The sequence below is a fragment of the Spirosoma litoris genome, assembly GCF_054776755.1.
In genome coordinates this window covers 222,411-244,109 of sequence record NZ_BAAHBI010000075.1, presented here as the reverse complement: position 1 = coordinate 244,109, position 21,699 = coordinate 222,411, and the positions used below count along the sequence as shown (strand labels likewise).

Sequence of the window (21,699 nt, the reverse complement as noted above, 5' to 3'; positions counted from 1 at the left end):
TCTGCTGGTGCGGGGCTGTTGTTAGGAAGGAGTATGTCTTTAATACGAACTATTTTGTTTTTGTACCCCCCAGCGATACGATATAAATAGCAACATGCTGACAATCAGTAGTTGTATAGTAATGAAAAAGTTCGTTATAATTTTTGCCATCGGGTTTTGGGTTAGTCCGGGTACTTTGTCTGATCCTGAGGCTGATAAAGGCGGATACATAGCCCAGCCACCACCGCTAAATTGAGAAAAGATGTTAGCAAATGATGTTAATGAAACAACTAGCGCCAAACCCGTTATGATGAGTATCCAATTTGGATAGGTGCGCCTGAAGGAGTTCCGAAACTCTTTGACGAAGTAAAGCATAAACGTCACCAGAAGGAACATAGGCACCAGAATGTACCAGGGTTCAACGACAAAATAAGTGTCGTACAACTGGATATCTAAACTGGTTAGAAAGTACTGCCCAAAAAGAAATCGTGCTATCAGTATTGTCAATCCCAGGGAAAGAGTCAGCCATAAAATCTCAATAAAAACTTGTCGGTTTGCCTTCTGCATCATTCGTGTGGATTGGTGGGAGTTATATCGTACAGTTTGACTGCTCCTATTTAGGGGCGCTGTCCTCTTTTTTGTGGTGTCGAGTTCTTTAACTCGACACAATTAGGTTTTGAGAAACCTAATTTATAGTACTAAGACAAGGTTTAAAGAAACATTACTTGTCAGGTTTAAGAACCTGATAACACACGGCTAGGGAATGTATTTATAATAAATACTAATAAAGTCCTAGAATATCCTAATCAAAATTGGCAATTGTCTTATTTTGAAATAGACTCTTTGTTATTCTTCTCTATACGCGAAATCATTGATAAATTGGCTGTTTAAAATTAGTCGCTGGGCGAAGCTCAGCTGACTCTAGTCTTCCTTGCAACCAATTATCTATGAAACACTTCAGTACATTACTAGTTTGTCTTGCCATTTCATCAGCCAGCTATGCCCAGAAATCCTATTACGGTGTCGAAGAAAAATGGCCGGAACAGGACACTGCCCGTAAGTTCTACACCGTGAAAGGGGAGCGGCACGGCGTCAGCTACTTTAAAAAACATAAGTTCAAAGATGTTCAGTACGTTGCAGGACCAACGCTCACGTTTGATACCTATCATACGCCCGATGTCATGTATAGCTGGTGCCGGAAATGGGCCGAACAATACCCGAATCTGGTAGAGCTGTACGAAGTAGCGAAGAGTTACGAAGGTCGCCCGATTCTGCAAATGACGCTGACCAACAAGAAAACGGGCAAACACACCGATAAACCCGCTGCTTATTTCGAAGGTGGTCGTCATAGCGGTGAGGTAACCAGTAGCGAAGCCGTTCTGTGGTTGACGAAGCACTTGCTGGATAATTACGGAAAAGATCCGTCCATTACGAAACTGCTTGATACCAAGGCGATTTACCTGCGCCCCGAAAACAACCCCGATGGCGCAACCATGTATTTGTACACGGCTCAACGGAACCGGAGTTCTATGCGCCCTTACGATAACGACCGCGATGGTTTGTTCGATGAAGATGCCGAAGATGATCTCGATGGCGATGGCGTAATTTATCAGCTTCGGAAAAAGGCCGTTACGAAAGAAGAGCTGGAAAAAGCCGACTATGTCATCGATCCGAAAGATAAATCGGGCCGGTTGATGAAGCGGGTTCATGCCGGAAAAGGAACGCACCTTGTTTATACAGAAGGTATTGATAATGACGGCGATGGAAAATATAATGAAGATGGCATTGGCGGGTTGGATAACCACCGGAACTATCCTGAAAACTGGCGTCCCGATCAGGATGGCGATTTCACCGGCCGGGGTTACACACAGGGAGGAGCCAGCCAATACCCATTGAGTGAGCCCGAAACCCGCGCTACCTATGTCTGGCTCATGGGCCATCCAAATATTACCGTTGTAAACTCGATGGATACGAGCGTACCCATGCACCTGCGTCCGCCCTCCACATCGAGTAGCATTGAAAGCATGTTCCCATCTGACTTAGCTATCTACAAACACATGGATAGCCTTGGGCTTTCGTTTACGGGCTACCCTTGGGCGGGCGATGTGTATGAAACCTACAACACGCGCAACAAGACCAATCGATTAACCGGCGATCCAACCAAGCCAACGCCGTTGTTCGGTCACGGTCCAGATTTTGGTTATTTCCAGTATGGTGCGGTGTGGTATGGCGATGAACTCTGGAACAACGGAGCCATGAAGGATTATGACAAAGATGGTGATTACGACGACTACGATGCGCTAATGTGGGACGATGAGGCCAATGGTAAACGAGGCTTCAAAGTCTGGACCAAGATGACGCACCCGCAGTTGGGCGAAGTGGAAATTGGTGGTTTCAACCCTAAGTTTTTCTCACAAAATGGTCCGGCCTGGCAGTTAGATAACTGGATTTCGAAGCAGTCGAAGTTTAACCTGGCGATGGCTAAAGAGTTGCCGCAGATTGAGCTAACCGACGTAACGGTGAAAGCGCTGGCAACTAATGAGTACGAGATAAAAGCAACCTGGACAAACTCGGGGCAGTTGCCCGTTGCATTAGAGCAGGCGAAACGCGTGAAGATGGTTCAGGAAGATCGGGTGATGTTGGACTTCGACAAGGCGCTGTTGAAAGGTGATGCAGACGCCAAAGTCGTGATCACACAACCGGCCCTGTTCGACAAGACAATCTACGCAGGTTACACAAGTGTTGGTGAGAAAAAAGAAGCCATATTCCACGTAAAACTGAATCAGGCTGGCTCCGTGAAAGCGAAAGTGAAACTGCTTTCCACACGCGGTGGGTATAAAGAGAAAGAAATTACGATTGGGAAGTAGATAGGGGTTTGAACACAGAGCCACAGAGAACATAGCGTAAAAAAATCTCTGTGTTCTCTGTGGCTCTGTGTTTAATTAAACACCTTCGACTACCTCTTTCAAGCCTTTCAAAATACTGTCCCAACCCTTCTCAGACCGTTTATAACGGTCTTCAGCACCTTTTCCCTGACCCACATCATCGGTGATCGACAGAATGGTTTCGCCGTCTTCATAGATCAATTCATCCGTCACGGTAGAGAAATTATCCGGGTCATCTTCATTTTGCAGCGTGTATTTGAGTAGCTTATTCGGCTCGAATTGCACGATCTGCCCTTTTAGTTCGATCTTTTTGATCAGAAATAGTCTGCCGGTAAAAAGTATCGTGCTTCCAACTTCCCAATCCGAAAAGACTTCGCAGTTGAAGAAGTATTGCTTCGTTTTTTCGGGATTGGTCAGCGCATTCCAGACCTCTGAAGGCTCCGCTTTGAGGCTGATTGTTTTTCGTACAACAAACTCGTCCATAGTGTTTATCATGTACCCGCGGGCTTTAGCCCGTGGGTACATGATAAACTACCAATTCTATCTTTTCAGTAACTATCTTATCCTGTGGATTGCTCAACTTCAACGGGCCAGCGCCAGCGCCAGACTATGCAGGTCCTGGTTGATAGAACGGACGGATGATTGAAGTTGATTGAGCATATTGGCTCGGGCGTGAAAATCATCCGCTTTATAATTTCCACCCTGCCCAAAATACAGCGCCTGTTCCTCGGGCGAACTGTCGTTCAGAACGAAATTCATCCAGCGCTGACGGATATTATGAATAACCGAATATTGGTTGCTGTTGCTAAATACCTTCTCATTAAGCACATACCATACGAACGGTGGATAAATTTTAGATTGCTGATTTTGCTGCCAGACGTCTGTCAGTAAGTTACGCTGGTGAGTCAGGTGAATTGTTCGATTGGTGGAAAAAGCCGCTAATCCACCGAACCCCGCACCAATAACTCCACCGCCAATGCCCACCGCTTTGCTGGCATCATTAGACTGTATCAAAGTGGTAGCTACAGTGGTGGCTGCCCCAATAACAATAGATAGGAGCGTTAATCGTCGGATGCGCTGGGTATCGTATTGATCGAGGTAAGTGGCGAGTCGCTCAGCTCGTTCGCCTTCGCAGTCAAGTTCGGCAGCCACACTGGAAATCTGCGTAGAAGCCACCAGAAGCCGGTTAAGAATCTGCTGGTGTTTTATAACGCTTTCCAAACGGGCATCCGCTTTGGTACTTTTTTCTAGCGCAATTAACTCTTGGAGTAAAGGAATAACACCTATTGCGTTGGCCATCAGCAAATCATGACGGGAATAGTGCCTGGTCAGCGCGGTATCGACTTTCAGTACTGCATCGATATTGGCTTGGGGCGAATAGGTTGAATCGTAGCTGTAGTCGATGGTTGGGTGGCAATAGTTGCTTTGAGCCGTTGTCTCCTCCTGGCTTTGCTTTATGGCTCGACAAGCTGTAAAACCAGCTAGAATGCTGACAAAGCAGGTAAACCGAATAGCCCATCTGTTCCATTTAATTCCTTTACCTGTCATTGCCCTGTCGTTTTTTATAAACCAGATAGCGCAAATATGACATGCTACGGGTTAATCGCCAAAGTGGGACTGCTGGCTTTTACCAATCTCAAAACTTTCAATACGGCACGGAGTTTCATTACCAGTACTTTATCTAACAACAAATTCGACGGAAGATGTCAACGAACACAGAAACCGACGCGAAAGAAGTTGTACTTGCTTTTGTGCAGGCAATCAATGAGGAAGATTTTAAGACCGCCCGATCTTTGGCGAGCGATGACATGACGTTCAAGGGGGTACTTGGATCGCGGGATGGCGGTGATGCCTACATTCAGGATATGGAGAAAATGAAATTAAAATACGCCATTCAAAAGGCATTCGTTGAGGGCGATGACGTTTGTCTGCTTTACGACCTTACCATGTCTGGAAAAACGATAGTTGGTTGTGGCTGGTATCAAGTTGTGGATGGTAAAGTCCATTCGCTTAAAGTTCTTTTTGATCCACGGCCTTTTCTGGAAGGAAGTAAATAGTGAAGCTGTTTAAACTTTCTAAAATCAAGTACTAATCGGTGTGTTTCTGTCATCCCGACCGGTCCGCCGGTGCGGCAGGAGGGATCTTCGGGTGATCCCCTAACATTATCCTTTACCGAAGATCCCTCCTGCGTCGGGATGACAAAACGCTATTAAAACAAAAGTTTAAACAGCCTTAGTGATAAAATCATTGTGTTGGTATTTCTTCTGTCGCAACAACGACTTATTTTAGGCAGGATGCAACGAGTTTTTTAGCTATTGGCCCGTAGGGTCTCTATAGCGTAGCGTTGGTAGATAAAGTTCATTTTGTACGTATTCGTGCCGTCAGGTACGTAACATATTCTGTACCTGACGGTACAGGGTATTTCATTAACCATAGTCTACCAACGCCTTCGGCTGTAAAGGCCCTACGGGCCAAAGCTAATCTCAAACTTAATTACCGCGTTTGCCCAAGGGGTCTGAGTACCAGATCGTTTATAACAACGTTGCCGGGTTGGCTTATGGCGTAGATCACCGCGTCGGCGATGGCCTCTTCATCCATTTTGGGCATGTTTGTTAGGTTTCCGTAAATGGCTTTAATTTTTGGGCTGGTAATATCATGCCCTAATTCCGACTGGGTAGCGCCCGGAAAAATGGTCGTCACTTTTATCGTCTGGGCAACCTCTTCGCGGAGTGTATCCATAATCGCCCGCACGGCAAATTTGGTCCCGGAATAAACGCCAATCCCAGGCGATGTTTTCAAGCCACCTACTGACGATGTGGCCAGAATATGCCCCTGGCCGCGTTTCAGCATATGTGGCAAAACGGCATTAATACCATACAGCACGCCTTTGATATTAATGTCGATCATCCTGTCCCATTCTTCTACCAGCCCTTCGTCAAAAAACGAAATCGGCATAATACCCGCATTATTCCAGAAAACGTCAACCTGTCCAAACCGTTCGATTGCCTGTTGAACGAGATTATCCAGGTCGGCCCGTTTGCTCACATCGGTTAATACATACATCGCGTTTTCACCCAGTTCATTGACTAAGACTTTCAATTGATCTTCACGGCGGGCCGCTAAGACTACCTTGGCCCCAAGTGATGCTAGTTTTCGGGCTGTAGCGGCACCCATACCACTACTGGCACCGGTAATGACGATGACTTTGTCTTTGATGTTGTCCATTGTGTTTCATTGAATTCTTCTCTGACAGGATTAACAGGATAAGACAGGATTTCTCGTCGTGTATAAAATCCTGTTTTGTCCTGTTAATCCTGTCAAATAACTTATTATTTCCTGGACAAAATTAGGCGAGACTTGCGAGGAGAAATTATGCGAATCAAACGTATACTTATGAAATTGAAACGGCTTCTTTTCGGAAATGATTGGGCGTTTGTCCGGTTTGCTTCTTGAAAAAGATATTGAAATTAGATGCGTGTTCAAAACCCAGACAATAGCCAATTTCGGCAATATCCCAATTGCTGTGTAGGAGCAGAGCCTTAGCTTCTTTCAGCAATCGGGCACTTATATGTTCCGTTGTTGTTTTGCCAGTCGTTTCCTTGAGTGCCCGGTTCAAATGGTTCGTATGGACGGGTAGCTGGCTGGCAAATTCGTTGGCATTTTTCAGTCGGACGGTATGCTGTGGCGAAATAACCGGGAATTGCCTCTCCAGTAAATCTAAAAACAAAGCACTGATCCGGGCCGACGAACTACCCGGTTGTTGTTCCTTTTCGAGAGGCTCTAGCTTAAGTGCTTCATGAAGTATGATTTGTACGTAACTACGCAGTAAATCATACTTGTGGGTGTAAGTAGACTGCATTTCAGCGATCATCTGCTCGAAGATCCTTCTCAGAAATACCATCGATTTCTGTTCGAGAACCAGCACACGGTTACCACTGACTTTGAATAGGGGAGATGTTGACAGGCTGTCCGAACGAAGGTGATTCCCAATAAAATCTTCCGTAAACAGACAGGAATAACCCGAATCATCCTGCGAGATAGGTTCCCAGGAATAGGGGATCATCGGGTTGAAAAAAGCGATCACATTATCCCGAATATGGAATGACTTATCAGCATACGATAGAATGCCCTCGGCTCTGGTGACGAGCGATATTTTATAGAAATCCCGCCGGGTGTGGGGCAATGAAGTTGCACCCCGACGATCTTCCGTTCTGTATATTGTAAACTGCCCCGGCTCCGAATTGTCCTGAACGAGTCGATGGTGAAAATCGCTGGCACTTTCCGCTTGCTTCATGAAGCAAAGTTATGCAATTCAAATAGCGCTTTTTTGACAGGATTAACAAGATTTACAGGATTTTATAGACTCCTAGAAATCCTGTAAATCTTGTTAATCCTGTCAAAAAAATACTCACTGCCCTACCAGCGCTAATTTCGTGCCTTTGGCGTCAATGGCTAGTCGGGTTAATTGCTTGATGCCTGCCGAACTTAAATCGGTTAGTGGTGTCCAGGTTTGGCCATTTTTCGGATTGAGTTGATACAAAATAGAGCCTTTACCCATTAATACAGTTCCATCGGGTGTCCAGACGAAATCTTCGCTGCCGGGTAGGGTTGGGGCAATAGTTGTCATCTGGTTTGTTTTCAGGTCGAGCTGTTTTATCTCCCACTCGGTTTCGGTGCGTTTATGAACAAAACTCAGTGCGTTTTTACCCGGAATTTTATGAAGCGACCGACCAATGCTGCCTTCAATTCGGGTTGTATCGCCCGTACTGACACGAGCTAGTTGCAGCGAATTGGGTTTGCCCAAAATGAAGAGTGCCAGCAAATCGGGAGTAAGCCAGCAATGGTAGCCAACAGGCTTGATGTTTTGGAAAATAAGCGTTGGTTCGCCGTTACCAGCGATTGGGAATTTCCACAGGCGCTGCGTTTTATCCATCTCCATTCGGATCACCGAGAAATAAGCCCGGTCGGGCATGACCGTGGGCGAATACTCACCTTCGGGCGTTTTGGTGAGCTGTGTAGTTGTCTTTGTCAGAAGATCGTAACGATAGATGTCAGTTTGGCCATCTTCATGCATCGCTGTGAACAAAATCTTCTGCCCGTCTGGTGTGAATGATGGCTGATTATCATAGCCCTTGCGCTGGGTAATATTGATCGGTTTACTGACTTGTCTAGCCTCTTTTGTGCCCGTCAACTCAACCAGAAAAATATCGGCGTCGGGCGGATTTTGCCCAAAGGTTACGCAGGTATTGATCAATGAAATTGGCAGAATTAGCCAATGGAGAACTGATGATCGACCTAGTATTTTGTCGATGACGTTTGTGAGAGGTAGCATAGTTTATCGTTTCAGGTTGTTTGATAGGTAAGCTCGTCAATTTTTCGGTCTATTCCATTTGCTTATCCGTCATTCCGATTTATGATAGCCTCCGAGGGGCCGTATGCGTCTACCTTTACGACGTACTTTAACGAGCCAGTCTGGTCGATATTGATCGCGTAAGGGATTGGCTTCCAGTGATATGATAACGACAGATATTTGCATTATAGGCGCGGGTCCGGTGGGTCTGTTTGCCGTTTTTGAAGCGGGTTTACTGAAAATGCGGTGTCATCTAATTGATGCCCTGCCGCAAGTGGGCGGGCAGCTTTCGGAAATTTATCCGCAGAAGCCGATTTACGATATTCCCGGTTATCCATCCATCAACGCGCAGGATTTGGTCGATAACCTGATGGAGCAGATTTCGTCATTTAATCCCGGCTTTACCTTGGGCGAGCGGGTTGAAGGATTAGATCGGCAAACGGATGGATCGTACATTGTTACTACCAATGAAGGAACCACTGTCCATTGTCAGGTGGTCGTTATTGCGGGCGGTCTTGGCTGCTTTGAACCTCGTAAGCCCGAAATTATCAACCTGGAGCGCTTTGAAGGTAAGGGCGTGGCCTACATGGTAAAGAACCCCGAACAACTGCGCGACCGCCGGGTGGTGTTAGCCGGTGGGGGCGATTCGGCGCTTGACTGGACGGTTTTTCTAGCCGAGGTGGCTAGTGAAGTAACGCTGGTTCACCGGAGTGATACCTTTCGTGGGGCACCTGATTCCGCCGAAAAAGTATTCAATCTGGCTAGTCAGGGTCGAATAAATCTGGTACTCCAGTCGACTATTACGAGTATTAACGGCAACGGCCATTTACAGGAGGTCAGCGTTACGGCCAAAGACAAAACCGTAACGACACTGGCTGCCGATCACCTGATTCCCCTCTTTGGCTTGACCCCAAAACTTGGACCCATCACCGACTGGGGGCTTACCATCGATAAATCGGCAATCCATGTCAATACGGTGGATTATTCCACCAACGTCGAACGTATTTACGCCATTGGCGATATCAACACCTACCCCGGCAAGTTGAAGCTGATTCTGTGCGGTTTCCACGAAGCTGCGCTCATGTGCCAAAGCGCCTTCCGGTACGTTCATCCCGATCAGAAATTGAGCTTCAAATACACGACCGTTAACGGAGTGCCTACGTTTTAAGCCATGTACCACGGGCTGAAGCCCGTATTTTAATCTAACATGTATACGGGCTGATTGACTTGAAGAAATTAACCGCCGATATTTTTTGATTCTCGCCGGGTTAAAACCCGGCGCATCTGATCTATTCTGTGTTTTTGCGCCGGGTTTTAACCCGGCGAGAATCTTATTTAATACAAATCAATAAGCCCGTGATACAAGCTAATCCGTCCATCAAATTACCAGCTATCGACACTTTTCCCATGATCCAATTCACGATAGAAGACCGCAACGGCGAGCGGCAGCCAATCGAAATTCCCGAAGGCATCAACCTGAGTTTGATGGAAGTCCTGAAAGCCTCAGATTACAACATTCTGGCAACCTGTGGGGGAATGGCACTTTGCGCCACCTGTCATGTTCAGGTACTGAATGGGTTAGACACCTTGCCCACACCCCAGGATGCCGAGCTGGATATGCTCGATACCTTACCCGATGCAGACTCCGACAGTCGGCTGGCCTGTCAGATTCGCGTCGATGATACGTTGGAAGGAGCAATTTTCAGGATAAAGAGCGAAGAGCCTGTATAAACTACGATGGTGAACGCGCATCTTCGGCCTACTAAAACGGAATAGCCATGACCATACAGTTCAGTCAGCCGGAGATAGACGACATGCGACGTTATTTTAACCAGATTGAGGCTGGAGAAACCCGAACGCAATTGCAGGACGCGCAACTGGAGTTTCTGGAATGGAACCGGATTTTTCTACTGCTTCGAAAACTGCTGGCTTATGGAATTCATGCGGGTATACAGTCTGATGAAGAAATGAGCTATAAGGAGTTGCAGAAACGAACCCAGAAATCCAGCGATATGCTGGTGAATGTGCATGCCTACGTCGGGCATTTTGAAAAGTTGTTGGCGCTGTATGCCGAGAATCATACGAGGTAGTCTATGATATTCCGTGGTGTCAGTTTCTCAAAACTGACACCACCACAACATTGAGTGCTTTCTTGACTGGATTATAGTACAATTGGGCTGAAATCTAGAATTTTATTTCTCCGATTGAGCAGAATAGGAAATAATATGCGTAGTTTGAGTCTTTCCGTTAACAGGCTCACTCAAGCATCGAATTCTTCATTCAGCAGTCCATGAAAACGCTTACTTTCCTCTGCCTGACACTAGGCATTTTACTCACTCAAACACCTCGGTTACAGGCGCAGACCTTCTCGCTGGAAGCCATTAAAAGTTACCCGTTCCCAAACGAATTGACCAGTGCGGCAACGGGATCGCGCATTGCCTGGGCATTCGCTGAACAAGGCAAACGAAATGTATACGTAGCCGAAGGACCAGATTTTAGCCCTCGAAAACTGACCAACTACACCAATGATGACGGACAGGAAATCACTAGCCTGTCGGTATCCGACGATGGTAAGTGGGTTGTGTACGTGCGCGGTGGCGATCATGGTTCCAACTGGGACGATGAACTGCCGGTCAACACGACCTCATCGCCAGTTTCGCCCAAAGTACAGATCTGGAGTGTGCCGTTTGCAGGTGGTGAACCGAAGGCTATTGCTGAAGGCGACATGCCAGTTATTTCGCCGAAAAGTGATCGAATTGCCTTTATTAAAGGCGGTCAGGTTTGGATTTCACCAACCGATGGGTCGTCGCCAGCTAAAGCGCTGTTCAATGCGCGGGGTACCAACAGCTCTATTCAATGGTCGCCGGACGGATCGCAGCTGGCCTTTGTCTGCGACCGGAAAGACCATTCGTTTGTCGGAGTATTTACCAATGAAACAACGCCGATTACCTGGTTAGCTCCTTCGTTCTCGAAAGATGACGCGCCAAGCTGGTCGCCGGATGGGAAGCGTATTGTATTCGTTCGTACCCCTGGAAGCGGAGGGGCACCCGACTCTATTTTGGTGCGCAGACATCGCCCCTGGTCGATCTGGACGGCGGATGTCGCTTCCGGAACGGCCTCGCAAATCTGGCAGGCCCCTAAAACGTTGGCCGGTTCTGTTCCAACTACGCATGGCGGTTTTAACCTGCATTGGGCCGCTGGAGACCGAATTGTGTATCTATCCTACGAAGACGGCTGGCCACATCTGTATTCCATTGCGGCATCGGGTGGCACACCGCTGTTGCTGACGAATGCCCCATTCATGGCCGAACACATTACATTGAGTCATGACCGTAAATGGTTGTTGTTCAGCGGGAATACGGGTCCCGATAAGCTAGACCTCGACCGTCGGCACGTTGTGCGGGTTCCTGTCGATAAAGCCACGATGGAGGTTGTTACGCCCGGTAGCGGCCTCGAATGGATGCCTGTTGTAACGGGTGATGGTACCACCATTGCTATGATCAGCGCTACGGCTCAGCGGCCACCGCTGCCAACTGTTATGGCCTTTACGAAAGGTACGCCTAAAGTGCTGGCTCAGAATCTGATACCCGCTAATTTCCCGCAAAATCAATTGGTTACGCCCAAACAGGTTGTCTTTAAAGCTCCTGATGGCATGACCGTACATGGTCAGCTTTTTGAACCTGCTGGTGGAGCGTCGGGTAAAAAGCCCGCGTTGATTTATGTACACGGTGGTCCTCCACGGCAGATGTTGCTGGGCTGGAACTACTCGGATTATTACGCCAATTCATACGCGCTAAACCAATATCTGGCTAGTCAGGGGTTCGTGGTTTTGTCGGTTAACTATCGGTTGGGTATTGGCTATGGCTATAATTTCCATCAGCCTGCCGACGGTGGAGCATTGGGCGCTTCGGAATACCAGGATGTCAAAGCCGCTGCGATTTGGTTGTCCGAACAATCGCAGGTCGATCCGGCTAAAATTGGCATTTACGGTGGGTCGTACGGAGGTTATCTGACGGCGTTGGCACTCGCCCGCGATTCTAAACTGTTTGCGGCTGGCGTGGACATTCACGGCGTACACGACTGGAGTCAGCAACGGTATGGAATCGAAGCCTCGACCGGACGATTTGAGAAAATTCCCGATCAGGAAGCGGCCACCAAAATCGTGTATCAATCCTCGCCAATTTCATCGATCAGCAGTTGGACATCGCCCGTCCTTATCATCCACGGCGACGACGACCGCAACGTTCGGTTCAACCAAAGCACCGATCTCGTTCGGCGTCTTGAAAAACGGGGAGTTCCGATGGAAACGCTCGTCATTGTAGACGATACTCACCATTGGATGAAGCATACCAACGCCCTCAAAATGGGGAACGCCACCGCCGAGTATTTTAAGCGGAAATTGATGAAGCCTAAGCAGTAACGTTTGTAGTGTTAAAGTTTCATGTACTGTATCCTTGTTCTGTTCCCTTTGCGTGGTGTCAGTTTTAAGAACCCGACACCACGCCCTCCTCTCAACCACTTTCTTAACCAATCAACTAACTTCATGCAACTCTTTACCAACAGACGAATTAAGTCGCTGTTTATGATCGGATTGACACTAGGTAGCGTGTCGCTTCGGGCGCAACAGATCGACGCAACCTATAACGAGAAAATTAAGGAGTACACGACCGATAAGCGGTTCCTGCCCGCTACAGTTCTGGACCTGCCCGACGATCCGAAAGTACCATCGCCCCGCAAACATTTTGGGCAGATTATCGGGACGCCAGGGATTATTCACCGGACGCCTGAGATTTATGGCTATTACCAGAAACTAGCGCAAACCTCGCCCAACATCACCGTGCAGGAGGTGAGCAAGACAGAGGAAGGGCGCCCGATTCAGCTGGTGGTAATTGGTAGTGAGGATGCTATGAAACGGCTCGATCACTACAAAAAGCAGCTCGCACTTCTGGCCGACCCCCGTAAAATGGGTAATCAGGACATCGAGAAAGTGCTGGGCGATACCAAGCTGGTGTACTACCTGAACGGCGGGTTGCATTCGCCGGAAATGGGGTCGCCGGAGATGCTGATGGAACTGGCGTACCGGCTGATTACCAGTCAGGCACCTGAGATTAAAACCATTCGGGAGAATATCATTGTGATTATCAACCCCGTCTCGGAACCCGATGGCTGGGATAAACAGGTTGATTGGTATAATCGATACACCAAAGTTCGGAAGGAGTACGAGGACGGTTTCCCGAAATCACCACCGTATTGGGGCAAGTATACCTACCACGACAACAACCGCGATGGCTTACAGATTTCGCAGGCGCTGACCAAAGCACTCTACAAAATCTTTTACGAGTGGCACCCAACGGCAAGCCTGGATTTACACGAGTCGGTGCCCCTGCTCTACATCTCAACCGGAACCGGCCCTTACAACGAAACCATCGACCCAATTACCATTGGCGAATGGCAGATCATGGCCAACCACGACATTACATCGCTGGCTGCGCAGGGCATTCCCGGCGTATTTACCTGGGCCTTTTACGATGGTTGGTATCCCGGTTATGCGCTCTGGATTTCGAACAACCACAATGCTGTCGGCCGTTTTTACGAAACCTTTGGCAATGCGGGCGCGAATACCTACCTACGCGATCTGGCCAACCAGAAATATGCGGGCGATGAAGTGACCTCGAAAGAGTGGTATCGCCCCGATCCAGCTACCGAAAAAGTCTACTGGTCGTACCGGAATGGCATCAACTACATGCAGGCTGGTGTGCTGGCTTCGCTTTCCTACGGCGCTACGAACAGCCGGATGATGCTGAAGAATTTTTACCAGAAAGGGCTGAACAACATCCGCAAAGGCAACGAAGAAAAGCCCAAGGCATTCGTTATCCCGAAAGATCAGCGCGATCCCGCTATGGCGGCTTATCTGGTGAACCAGTTACGGGCGCAGGCTATTGAAGTCCACAAGGCCGAGTCGGGTAAGAACCAGGGCGATTATGTGGTGTTGCTCAATCAGCCCTATCGCAATCTGGCGGTGTCGCTATTAACCAAGCAGAACTATCCGAAAGAAGCTAAGTTTCCACCGTACGACGACATCGCCTGGACTCTGGGCTACCTGTATGGTGTAGATGTGAAAGCCGAAGATAGTGTCAAATACGCGGCTGGTGATCTGAAAATGATCAGCGACGATGTGCAGTATGCGGGCGCAATCAATGGTGATGGAACGAACTATGTTCTGAATTACAAAGGCCAGAATAACTTGCTGCCTGCCCTTCTCTGGATGAAATCGCAGGGAAGTAAAACGGCCAAAGCGGTGGTACTGGATACGAAGACAACCATCGCCGGAATCAAAGATACCCTGGCGGCTGGAGCAGTGGTCTTCAAAGGCTTAACCGCCGATCAATCGAAAAAACTGGCCACCCAGTTCGGACTTGATTTACAGGCTGCCAAAGCCGAACCCGTAGCCCTTGGAGCGTCTTTAAGACAGCACGATGTGAGTTTACCCCGCGTGGCCATTTACCATAGCTGGTACAACACGCAGGACGAAGGCTGGGCTCGCTTTACGTTCGAGCAGCGCGGTATTCTGTACACATCGATCAATAAAGATCATCTAAAAACGGGTGAATTGCGGAAGAAATTCGATGTCATTCTGATTCCCCGGATGCGTGGTTCGGCAACGAATTTCATCCACGAAATCGACAAGCGATTTGGCCCGCTGCCGTATACCAAAACGCCTGAATTTCCGTCGCATGGTTTCCCCGATGCCACCAATGACATTACGGGTGGTCCTGGCTTTGAAGGTGTTGAGAATCTAAAGCAGTTTGTGGAAGCAGGCGGTGTGCTGGTTACGCTGGATAATTCGTCGCAGATCATTGCCGAAACGGGCATCACCCGCGATCTGGATGCCGTCAGCGCACCAACCTTGTTCCACCCCGGTTCGATTGTGACCGTAAAAAACCGGCGTCCTGATAGTCCGGTTATGTACGGTTTCCCCGAAACCTTCCCGATTTTCCGGGGTATCGCTCCGCTCTTGCAAACGAAGCGCCATAACCACGATATGATGCTGATGCAATATGGCACCAAACCGCTTAAGGACGAAGAGGAATACAAAGGCTTGATCATGGGTATGCCGGATAAAAAGCCTGCGAAAGAATCACCCAAAGCAGCTACGCCGAAAAAAGAAGAGCCCTATGTGCTATCAGGCATGGTACGTAATGAGCAAACGATTATCGGACATGGCGGTATTTTCAACGTGCCGGTTGGTGCGGGGCGTGTCATTGCCTTCACCTTCGATCCCTTACACCGATACCTGAATCACCACGACGCGCCCCTACTCTGGAATGTACTGATCAACTGGAATCATCTCGATACCCCCGCTCCGGCTACCACCGCCGAAGCGAAAGCGACCACGTCGACGAAATCGAGTGGAGGGAATTAAGTAGGTCGCTAGTGTTAGTATGACCCCTTCAGGGTCAAATGTTTATAGACGATTTTTCTCCTATAAACATTTGACCCTGAAGGGGTCATATAGGTAATCGTTCAATCTGATTGTACTCATCAAACAACCTTCTTCTCTATGCTAACGACCCGTAGCTTTTGGCTTAAGTTTTTTGAAGTGCTGTGCCTGATCGTTGTGCTGATTGGGTTAATGCAAATCGTTGAATCGCTGTCGCGCTGGCAGTTTGAAGTCGTCGATGATTGGGCGAAATCGTTGCTGATGCTGGCCGGTATACTGCTAATTAGTTTCGGAATTGCCTATGTCTGGGAACGTAGCGGAAAAGGCGAACAACTTCATGGGCTGTTTCAAACTATCATTGCCTTTTATGTCGCTTATGCAATCACAGGTTATGGCGCGGCCAAGATTCTGAAAACGCAGTTCCAGCCGCCCAACTACGTGCTCGAAACGCCGATTAAAGATCTGAGTGGGTTCTGGCTCACCTGGACCTATTATGGCTATTCGCAAACGATGGCCTATATCCTGGGCTGGACCCAGATAGGCGGCTGTATTTTGCTCCTCTTCCGGCGCACGCGTCTGCTTGGCGTTTTTGTCTTGTTGCCCGTGATGATCAACATCGACCTAATCGATCATTTTTACGCGATATCGCCACTGGCCTATTACAACGCGCTGCATTACACGTTCCTGCTGTTTTTTCTGCTGGCACTGGAATACGATAAGCTGAAGGCACTTTTTATGGCCTATCAGGAAAAAGTTAATCTGAACGGGAAGACTGTTTTGTTGAACGTTGTCCGGATTGTGGTGATCGGATTCGCGTTCTGGCGAATCGCTTCCTTACGAGATTCGTTCGAACCCAAGACGAAACTCAACGGGGTTTGGCAGGTGGAAACCATGACTCGTAATAATAAAGCGGTTTCAGTCGCGACACCCCAGGATTCGGCCTGGTCGAAGCTTTATTTCGAGTGGCGCTATGGCTGTTTGTTCAAGTACAATCCCGATAAATTCCAGAAGCAGGATTTGCATGGGAAGTATAAGCTAGACGAAAAAGCCAAGGTGCTTAGCGTCAACTTCCCAAAAGAAAATGGCGAACCTGGCGATTCGCTCCGGGTCAATTACACGCTCCTGAACGACAGCACCCTGACAATGCAGGGCCGCTACAAACAAGATTCGTTGACTATGAAATTGAGAAAGTTGATTTGAGTGTTTTTTTCTGTCATTCCGACGTCAGGAGGAATCTCAACACCCCTATTAGTCAGGCACCCCTATTAGTCAGGCTTGAGATTCCTCCTGACGTCGGAATGACAGAAAAAAGTGAACTATAAAAGGTTAAACAACGGCTTAAACTGAAAGTATCAATAGTGGGGTAAGTTAGAATCTGTTTGAGAACTGCCTTTGTAAGACAGATTCTAGTGTATTCCTTATGACCACGACTCAACAGCCATACGGCGCCGACACCCCCCTGCCTCCACTCACCGAATTACAGATGGGACCAATGACCGTCTGTTATGAAAACGGATCGTTTCGTTATTTCCGATGGGGGGGGCATGAGATTTTGCGGATGATTTATTTCGCGATTCGGGATCAAAACTGGGCAACCTGGACGCCGATTATCTCTGATGAACAGTGGATAATTGAGCCGAATGGATTCCGGCTTAGTTATACTTGCCATTATGAATCAGATGGAACAACTCCATTTGTCTGGAAGGTAGTGGCCGAAGGCAATGCTACGGGCGAATTCTCGATAACGATCGATGGAATTGCTCACCAGACATTTCTGAAAAATCGCGCGGGCTTTTGTATTCTCCACCCAATTCAGGGGACGGCTGGCCAACCTTGCGAGTTAATCCATGCCGATGGATCTGTGGAGTTAGCTCGGTTTCCAGAGGCTATTAGTCCAGCCAACCCGTTTAAACAGCTAGCCGGAATGCGCTGGCTACAGGCGGGTGGCCAGTGGTTTAAGCTGGAAATGACGGGCGATATTTTTGAAACCGAAGATCAGCGCAACTGGAGCGATGCATCGTTTAAAACCTTTTGTACTCCGCAGGACCGCCCATTCCCGGTTACGCTTCACGCAGGTGAGTCCGTTTATCAGCGTATTCATTTCCGACCTGAACAACCCTTGCTGCCCTTAGCGGAGAGTGGACCAGAGGCTATATTTATCCGGGTTGAGGAAGACCAACGAACAGATTTACCCGCGTTGGGGCTGGGTGCGTCGACTGAAATTCCGGTACTCGGTGTATCCGTTGTCCGTGCGTTGCAGGAGTACGCATTCGATCATTACCGGGTTGATGTGACCCCTGGACAACCTGGCTGGATGCCTGATTTTTTACAGGAAGTTGCTACTGGTCAGCGGTTAGGCTGGCCGTTGCTGGTAGCGCTTCATTTATCGACCAATCATATTGTCGAATTACGTGCCTTTCTGGATGTGGTGAGTCAACAGCAAGTCACACTGGCCGAACTTTTACTGCTGTCGACTGAAGGGCCTGCTACCGATGCCGACATGCTTGCTGTAGCACTCGAAACAATACGGACGGAGTTGCCCCAGACACGGGTAGGAGCGGGAACCAACTATTATTTTGTCGACTTGAACCGAAATCGCATTTCGACAGTGGGTCTCGACTTTATAAGCTATACGGCTCAGCCGCAGGTACACGCGTTCGACAACCGAACCATCGTTGAAAATCTGGGCGGGCTGGCCGATACGGTGCGAACGGCGAAGACCTTCTCCGGAAAAGCTTCGGTGTATGTATCGCCCATTACAATTTGCCATCGCCTTAACCCCGATGCTCGTAACCCGGCCGACCGTTTGTTGAGTAACGCTCAGAAAACCGACCCGCGTCACCCTACGCGCTGGGCTGCTGGCTGGACAGTGGGCAGTATTAAACAACTGGCCGAAACGGGCGCTAAGGCAGCAACCTATTACCAGACAGCTGGCTATCAGGGAATCCTCTCGGAAGAGGCTCACTTGTATCCGATAGCGGTGGTCTTCGCTCAGGTACTGGAATTTCAGGGCGGGCAGGTGATTCGTACGCATACCAGCAACCCATTGTCGTGCAGCACGTTACTGCTGGTAGATGGTGATCGACGGCGGTGGCTCGTGGCTAACCACACCGATCAGCCGTTGCCTGTTCAATTGCCCGAGCCGGTTCGGGAGGGATACCGGATCACTTCCCTGCCTTCGACAAAAACGCCATTGGAATTAGAGGATTCACAGCGACTCTTGATCGAGCCTTTTGGCGTTTGGATTCTTGAGTGTACCTAGGAGCTTATGGATTTGTATCAACTAAGCGCCTAAATACATATTACCCTTTAGGCTAACTTGTCCGTCATTCGTATCCTCGGTCTGTGTCCTCACAGAACGCTCGTGGACTGCCTGCTCCAAAGCGTTCTGTGAGGACACCTACGGTATTTACACATCTTTTTGGCATGTCTTAAACTCCGTTAGGAGTGACCTGTTAATAGAAAAAGAGGGATTGGACATAACCCCAAGCGCCGTAGGTGCGACCCATATGGATGGAATTAGGTCGCACCTACGGCGCTTAAGACTTCTACTAAGCGACAATACCTATTGACCGGACGCCCTTACAGGGCTGATTAGACTATGTCCGAGATGTGTATATACTCTAGGTGAAGACACAGACCGAGGACGCGTATTCGTAAATCGCATTCTTGGTTTGTATGTATATACAAGCCAAGAATGCGATTTTTAGCTCTATCAATTCATTTACATATCTACTGTCTTTCGGCCGATACTTATTTGAAAATGTTTGTCCATTACCTAATTACGTTATGAAACTCATTCAGGTATTTATCTTAATACAAGGGCCCCTACTTTTTTTTGGTTGCCCACGTCAAGACATGCCCCCCCTTTGTCCAGCTCCAGATAGCCTTATAGTAGATGCGACTTGTTATAAGCCAAGTGAAGGAGTGACTGTACGAGCGGTGGGACTGAGCAAATTAGATTCAATGACTCGATTCAAATGGGATGTCTTTATTTTTGCAGACTCTTCTGGTCGTGAATACTTTGATCATACTGATATTACAATTGACAAAATAGGTCAAAGCCAAATAACGATACCAGATTCTCTACTAAAAGACAACCAGAAATTTTACATTGCTGTTAATGCTTACTGTGAAGGCGTAGAGAGAGGGCCTGGTCTACGCGATAATCAATTTGTGAAACGCTTTAAAAAGACGCCTGCTACAAATGGGAAGCGCAGCCATTTTAATTAAGCTATTGCCTTACTGTAGATGGAAAACCTGAATAGTGTTTCCTGTTCGCTCAATCCAGAAACTTACTTTTGGGGTATATATTGAGCGATTCCAGTTTATCCGCGATTCTCCTAATGAATTTTACCAACCTGCATTTTCTTCGATTGCTCTGGCAAATTCCGGTTGCTCTACTCATCCTATCAATATTCCTATTTTCGATAAGCGGCTACGCGATTTCGTTCAATAGTCGCCGAACGAAAGATGTGGCTTACGTCTCGTCAACATCACCCGATTTTAGTCCAGAGCGCCACTTGCTGGATATCTACACTCCTCGTTCAACATCAGCCAAAGGTCGGCCTGTTGTGGTGTTTATGCATGGCGGTGCCTGGAATAGTGGCAGCAAAAATTTGTACTTCATTATTGGTCGGCGGTTGGCTAAGCAGGGTGTGGTGGCTGTTGTGATCAATTACCGGCTCGCACCTGCGGTCGAAGTGCCCGCTATGGCCGACGACTGCGCTCGCGCTGTGATCTGGACAGCCCAGCACATTGCCGACTACGGTGGCGATCCAAACCGGATTTTCGTGATGGGCCACTCGGCGGGTGGTGGATTGGCCGCTCTGGTCGCCAATGATGACCAGTTGTTTACCAAGTTTGGAATGGCTAAAAATCCGGTGAAAGGAGCCATTCTTGACGACCCCGGAGGACTGGACATGTTCGATTACTTAACCAAAATGCAGTACCCTGGCGATGAATCGTATTTGGGGGCATTTGGAAAGAAACCCGATGTTTGGCGCACTGTATCGGCCTTGTATTACCTCCGGGCCGATAGCCCACCGGTATTGATGTATGCGGGCGAAAATACCTATCCGGGTATTGCCAGTAGTACGCGCAAGTATGATAAGCGACTTCAGGAATTAGGAATAAAGCATGAGTTTACCGTGTTGCCGGGCAAGAAACATATCCCGATGGTCACGCAATTATTCTGGAAGAACAACGTCATCTATCGCGATCTGCTGAAGTTTGTCGGGGCCGAATCTTCATAGCGGTACGTTTTCCAAATGATTAGCTCACCTACGCTACTATTCAGCCCTAAACTGAGCCAGATACTCGTTACATAGGCTATATCGAAATTCCAGTGGAACCCATTGAAAAACAGTTGGAATAGAATCCGGAACGAGACAACAATGAGCGTGAACGCATAACTGCGCAGAAACCATCGCTTATGATTAAGAAACTCTTTTCTGCTAATTGCCCGTAATCCTAGCCACGTACAGACAAACCAGCCAATATCGGTCAGGAAAAAGCCAGTAATGCCCATTAGACTAACTGAGGCATAATAACTGAGGTATAAACCCGCCATGCTACTGCCTAATATGGCCACCGTGTAGATAATCCCTAACAAGCGGTGGCTACTAGCTTGGTAGAGGCCGGAGAAAAATAAAAAGGCACCCAGAACAAGTCCCAGCGAGCCACCTACGAGATGAATAGTGAAGGCTGTTTTCCAAAGTAGCTGGTGGGCTAGTGTCCCTTTTACAGCTAAAAAATCAAGAGGACGCGTGTTTAGTATAGAATTTAGTTGGAAAGGAAATCCTAGTAAATAAGTCACTGCGTAAAGGGCGACGAGTAAGGCCAGGAATGTGATAATGAGAGTGCTAAGTCGAAGTAAAACGCGCTTTTTAGTTACTGGTTGAGTAAGTAATGGAATCATTCGTTGGGTTTGCAGTAGGTCTGCCTGATGAAATTAACCGCAAAAAAAGGCCTCTTTCGCTGCACAACCAGAACTTCTGCCATAAATAACATAGAGAATAGGCCAAATTATCGCCCCGATAGCA

18 protein-coding genes are annotated in these 21,699 nt (G+C 48.1%); 11 read left to right on the top strand and 7 right to left on the bottom strand.

Translation table 11 applies throughout. The features are described from left to right. Positions 1 to 39: 39 nt before the first annotated feature. Complete coding sequence (locus ACYVGR_RS36255; RefSeq protein WP_460965601.1) at positions 40 to 549, bottom strand: hypothetical protein; 510 nt, start codon at positions 547 to 549, stop codon at positions 40 to 42. Between the two features lie 377 nt (positions 550 to 926). Between ACYVGR_RS36255 and ACYVGR_RS36250 the strand changes: the two genes are divergently transcribed. Continuing rightward, positions 927 to 2,846 carry a M14 family metallopeptidase gene (locus ACYVGR_RS36250; protein WP_460965599.1) on the top strand — a complete coding sequence of 640 codons (1,920 nt, stop codon included), beginning with the start codon at positions 927 to 929 and terminating at the stop codon, positions 2,844 to 2,846. Between the two features lie 75 nt (positions 2,847 to 2,921). Here the strand turns inward: ACYVGR_RS36250 and ACYVGR_RS36245 are convergent, their stop codons facing one another. Next, entirely contained in the window at positions 2,922 to 3,359 is a 438-nt protein-coding gene (locus ACYVGR_RS36245) for an SRPBCC family protein (RefSeq protein ID WP_460965597.1), read from the bottom strand. 87 nt (positions 3,360 to 3,446) lie between these two features. After that, complete coding sequence (locus ACYVGR_RS36240; RefSeq protein WP_460965595.1) at positions 3,447 to 4,412, bottom strand: hypothetical protein; 966 nt, start codon at positions 4,410 to 4,412, stop codon at positions 3,447 to 3,449. A gap of 155 nt (positions 4,413 to 4,567) precedes the next feature. Between ACYVGR_RS36240 and ACYVGR_RS36235 the strand changes: the two genes are divergently transcribed. Beyond that, entirely contained in the window at positions 4,568 to 4,921 is a 354-nt protein-coding gene (locus ACYVGR_RS36235) for a nuclear transport factor 2 family protein (RefSeq protein WP_460965593.1), read from the top strand. A 436-nt stretch (positions 4,922 to 5,357) separates the two neighbouring features. Here the strand turns inward: ACYVGR_RS36235 and ACYVGR_RS36230 are convergent, their stop codons facing one another. The 3 genes from ACYVGR_RS36230 to ACYVGR_RS36220 all read right to left on the bottom strand — a co-directional run bounded on the left by ACYVGR_RS36230 (position 5,358) and on the right by ACYVGR_RS36220 (position 8,196). Beyond that, positions 5,358 to 6,089, bottom strand: coding sequence for an SDR family oxidoreductase (locus ACYVGR_RS36230; protein ID WP_460965591.1), 732 nt, complete (start codon positions 6,087 to 6,089; stop codon positions 5,358 to 5,360). 166 nt (positions 6,090 to 6,255) lie between these two features. Beyond that, a complete protein-coding gene (locus ACYVGR_RS36225; protein WP_460965589.1) occupies positions 6,256 to 7,158 on the bottom strand; it encodes a helix-turn-helix domain-containing protein in 903 nt (300 codons plus the stop codon). Between the two features lie 114 nt (positions 7,159 to 7,272). Then, on the bottom strand, positions 7,273 to 8,196 hold the full coding sequence (locus ACYVGR_RS36220; protein ID WP_460965588.1) for a TolB family protein: 924 nt from the start codon (positions 8,194 to 8,196) through the stop codon (positions 7,273 to 7,275). Between the two features lie 181 nt (positions 8,197 to 8,377). On the opposite strand from ACYVGR_RS36220, the gene ACYVGR_RS36215 reads away from it, so the two are divergent. From ACYVGR_RS36215 to ACYVGR_RS36175, 9 genes are all read left to right on the top strand, one after another. Next, positions 8,378 to 9,382: an NAD(P)/FAD-dependent oxidoreductase gene (locus tag ACYVGR_RS36215; protein WP_460965586.1), complete on the top strand. Its 1,005-nt coding sequence runs from the start codon at positions 8,378 to 8,380 to the stop codon at positions 9,380 to 9,382. A gap of 239 nt (positions 9,383 to 9,621) precedes the next feature. Further along, a complete protein-coding gene (locus tag ACYVGR_RS36210) occupies positions 9,622 to 9,945 on the top strand; it encodes a 2Fe-2S iron-sulfur cluster-binding protein (protein WP_460965584.1) in 324 nt (107 codons plus the stop codon). Between the two features lie 47 nt (positions 9,946 to 9,992). Further along, positions 9,993 to 10,304, top strand: coding sequence for a hypothetical protein (locus tag ACYVGR_RS36205; protein ID WP_460965582.1), 312 nt, complete (start codon positions 9,993 to 9,995; stop codon positions 10,302 to 10,304). A 200-nt stretch (positions 10,305 to 10,504) separates the two neighbouring features. Next, positions 10,505 to 12,634, top strand: a complete 2,130-nt coding sequence (locus ACYVGR_RS36200) for a S9 family peptidase (protein WP_460965580.1) — start codon at positions 10,505 to 10,507, stop codon at positions 12,632 to 12,634. Between the two features lie 123 nt (positions 12,635 to 12,757). Next, positions 12,758 to 15,637, top strand: a complete 2,880-nt coding sequence (locus ACYVGR_RS36195; protein WP_460965578.1) for a M14 family zinc carboxypeptidase — start codon at positions 12,758 to 12,760, stop codon at positions 15,635 to 15,637. A gap of 138 nt (positions 15,638 to 15,775) precedes the next feature. Next, complete coding sequence (locus ACYVGR_RS36190; protein WP_460965576.1) at positions 15,776 to 16,855, top strand: hypothetical protein; 1,080 nt, start codon at positions 15,776 to 15,778, stop codon at positions 16,853 to 16,855. A gap of 220 nt (positions 16,856 to 17,075) precedes the next feature. Next, on the top strand, positions 17,076 to 18,917 hold the full coding sequence (locus ACYVGR_RS36185; protein ID WP_460965574.1) for a hypothetical protein: 1,842 nt from the start codon (positions 17,076 to 17,078) through the stop codon (positions 18,915 to 18,917). Positions 18,918 to 19,444: 527 nt separating this feature from the next. Continuing rightward, positions 19,445 to 19,888, top strand: coding sequence for a hypothetical protein (locus tag ACYVGR_RS36180; RefSeq protein WP_460965573.1), 444 nt, complete (start codon positions 19,445 to 19,447; stop codon positions 19,886 to 19,888). A gap of 113 nt (positions 19,889 to 20,001) precedes the next feature. Then, positions 20,002 to 20,910 carry an alpha/beta hydrolase gene (locus ACYVGR_RS36175; RefSeq protein ID WP_460965571.1) on the top strand — a complete coding sequence of 303 codons (909 nt, stop codon included), beginning with the start codon at positions 20,002 to 20,004 and terminating at the stop codon, positions 20,908 to 20,910. Here the strand turns inward: ACYVGR_RS36175 and ACYVGR_RS36170 are convergent. Then, entirely contained in the window at positions 20,868 to 21,575 is a 708-nt protein-coding gene (locus ACYVGR_RS36170; RefSeq protein ID WP_460965570.1) for a DUF2306 domain-containing protein, read from the bottom strand. The genes ACYVGR_RS36175 and ACYVGR_RS36170 overlap by 43 nt on opposite strands. Positions 21,576 to 21,699: the final 124 nt, after the last annotated feature.

Excerpts from the sequence above, each read along its gene's own strand:
- ACYVGR_RS36185 (WP_460965574.1), top strand. The coding sequence starts at position 17,076 with ATGACCACGACTCAACAGCCATACGGCGCCGACACCCCCCTGCCTCCA.
- ACYVGR_RS36175 (WP_460965571.1), top strand. The coding sequence starts at position 20,002 with ATGAATTTTACCAACCTGCATTTTCTTCGATTGCTCTGGCAAATTCCG.
- ACYVGR_RS36200 (WP_460965580.1), top strand. The coding sequence starts at position 10,505 with ATGAAAACGCTTACTTTCCTCTGCCTGACACTAGGCATTTTACTCACT.
- ACYVGR_RS36195 (WP_460965578.1), top strand. The coding sequence starts at position 12,758 with ATGCAACTCTTTACCAACAGACGAATTAAGTCGCTGTTTATGATCGGA.
- ACYVGR_RS36215 (WP_460965586.1), top strand. The coding sequence starts at position 8,378 with ATGATAACGACAGATATTTGCATTATAGGCGCGGGTCCGGTGGGTCTG.
- ACYVGR_RS36230 (WP_460965591.1), bottom strand. The coding sequence starts at position 6,089 with ATGGACAACATCAAAGACAAAGTCATCGTCATTACCGGTGCCAGTAGT.
- ACYVGR_RS36180 (WP_460965573.1), top strand. The coding sequence starts at position 19,445 with ATGAAACTCATTCAGGTATTTATCTTAATACAAGGGCCCCTACTTTTT.
- ACYVGR_RS36210 (WP_460965584.1), top strand. The coding sequence starts at position 9,622 with ATGATCCAATTCACGATAGAAGACCGCAACGGCGAGCGGCAGCCAATC.
- ACYVGR_RS36250 (WP_460965599.1), top strand. The coding sequence starts at position 927 with ATGAAACACTTCAGTACATTACTAGTTTGTCTTGCCATTTCATCAGCC.
- ACYVGR_RS36240 (WP_460965595.1), bottom strand. The coding sequence starts at position 4,412 with ATGACAGGTAAAGGAATTAAATGGAACAGATGGGCTATTCGGTTTACC.
- ACYVGR_RS36220 (WP_460965588.1), bottom strand. The coding sequence starts at position 8,196 with ATGCTACCTCTCACAAACGTCATCGACAAAATACTAGGTCGATCATCA.
- ACYVGR_RS36190 (WP_460965576.1), top strand. The coding sequence starts at position 15,776 with ATGCTAACGACCCGTAGCTTTTGGCTTAAGTTTTTTGAAGTGCTGTGC.
- ACYVGR_RS36235 (WP_460965593.1), top strand. The coding sequence starts at position 4,568 with ATGTCAACGAACACAGAAACCGACGCGAAAGAAGTTGTACTTGCTTTT.
- ACYVGR_RS36225 (WP_460965589.1), bottom strand. The coding sequence starts at position 7,158 with ATGAAGCAAGCGGAAAGTGCCAGCGATTTTCACCATCGACTCGTTCAG.
- ACYVGR_RS36170 (WP_460965570.1), bottom strand. The coding sequence starts at position 21,575 with ATGATTCCATTACTTACTCAACCAGTAACTAAAAAGCGCGTTTTACTT.
- ACYVGR_RS36245 (WP_460965597.1), bottom strand. The coding sequence starts at position 3,359 with ATGATAAACACTATGGACGAGTTTGTTGTACGAAAAACAATCAGCCTC.
- ACYVGR_RS36255 (WP_460965601.1), bottom strand. The coding sequence starts at position 549 with ATGATGCAGAAGGCAAACCGACAAGTTTTTATTGAGATTTTATGGCTG.
- ACYVGR_RS36205 (WP_460965582.1), top strand. The coding sequence starts at position 9,993 with ATGACCATACAGTTCAGTCAGCCGGAGATAGACGACATGCGACGTTAT.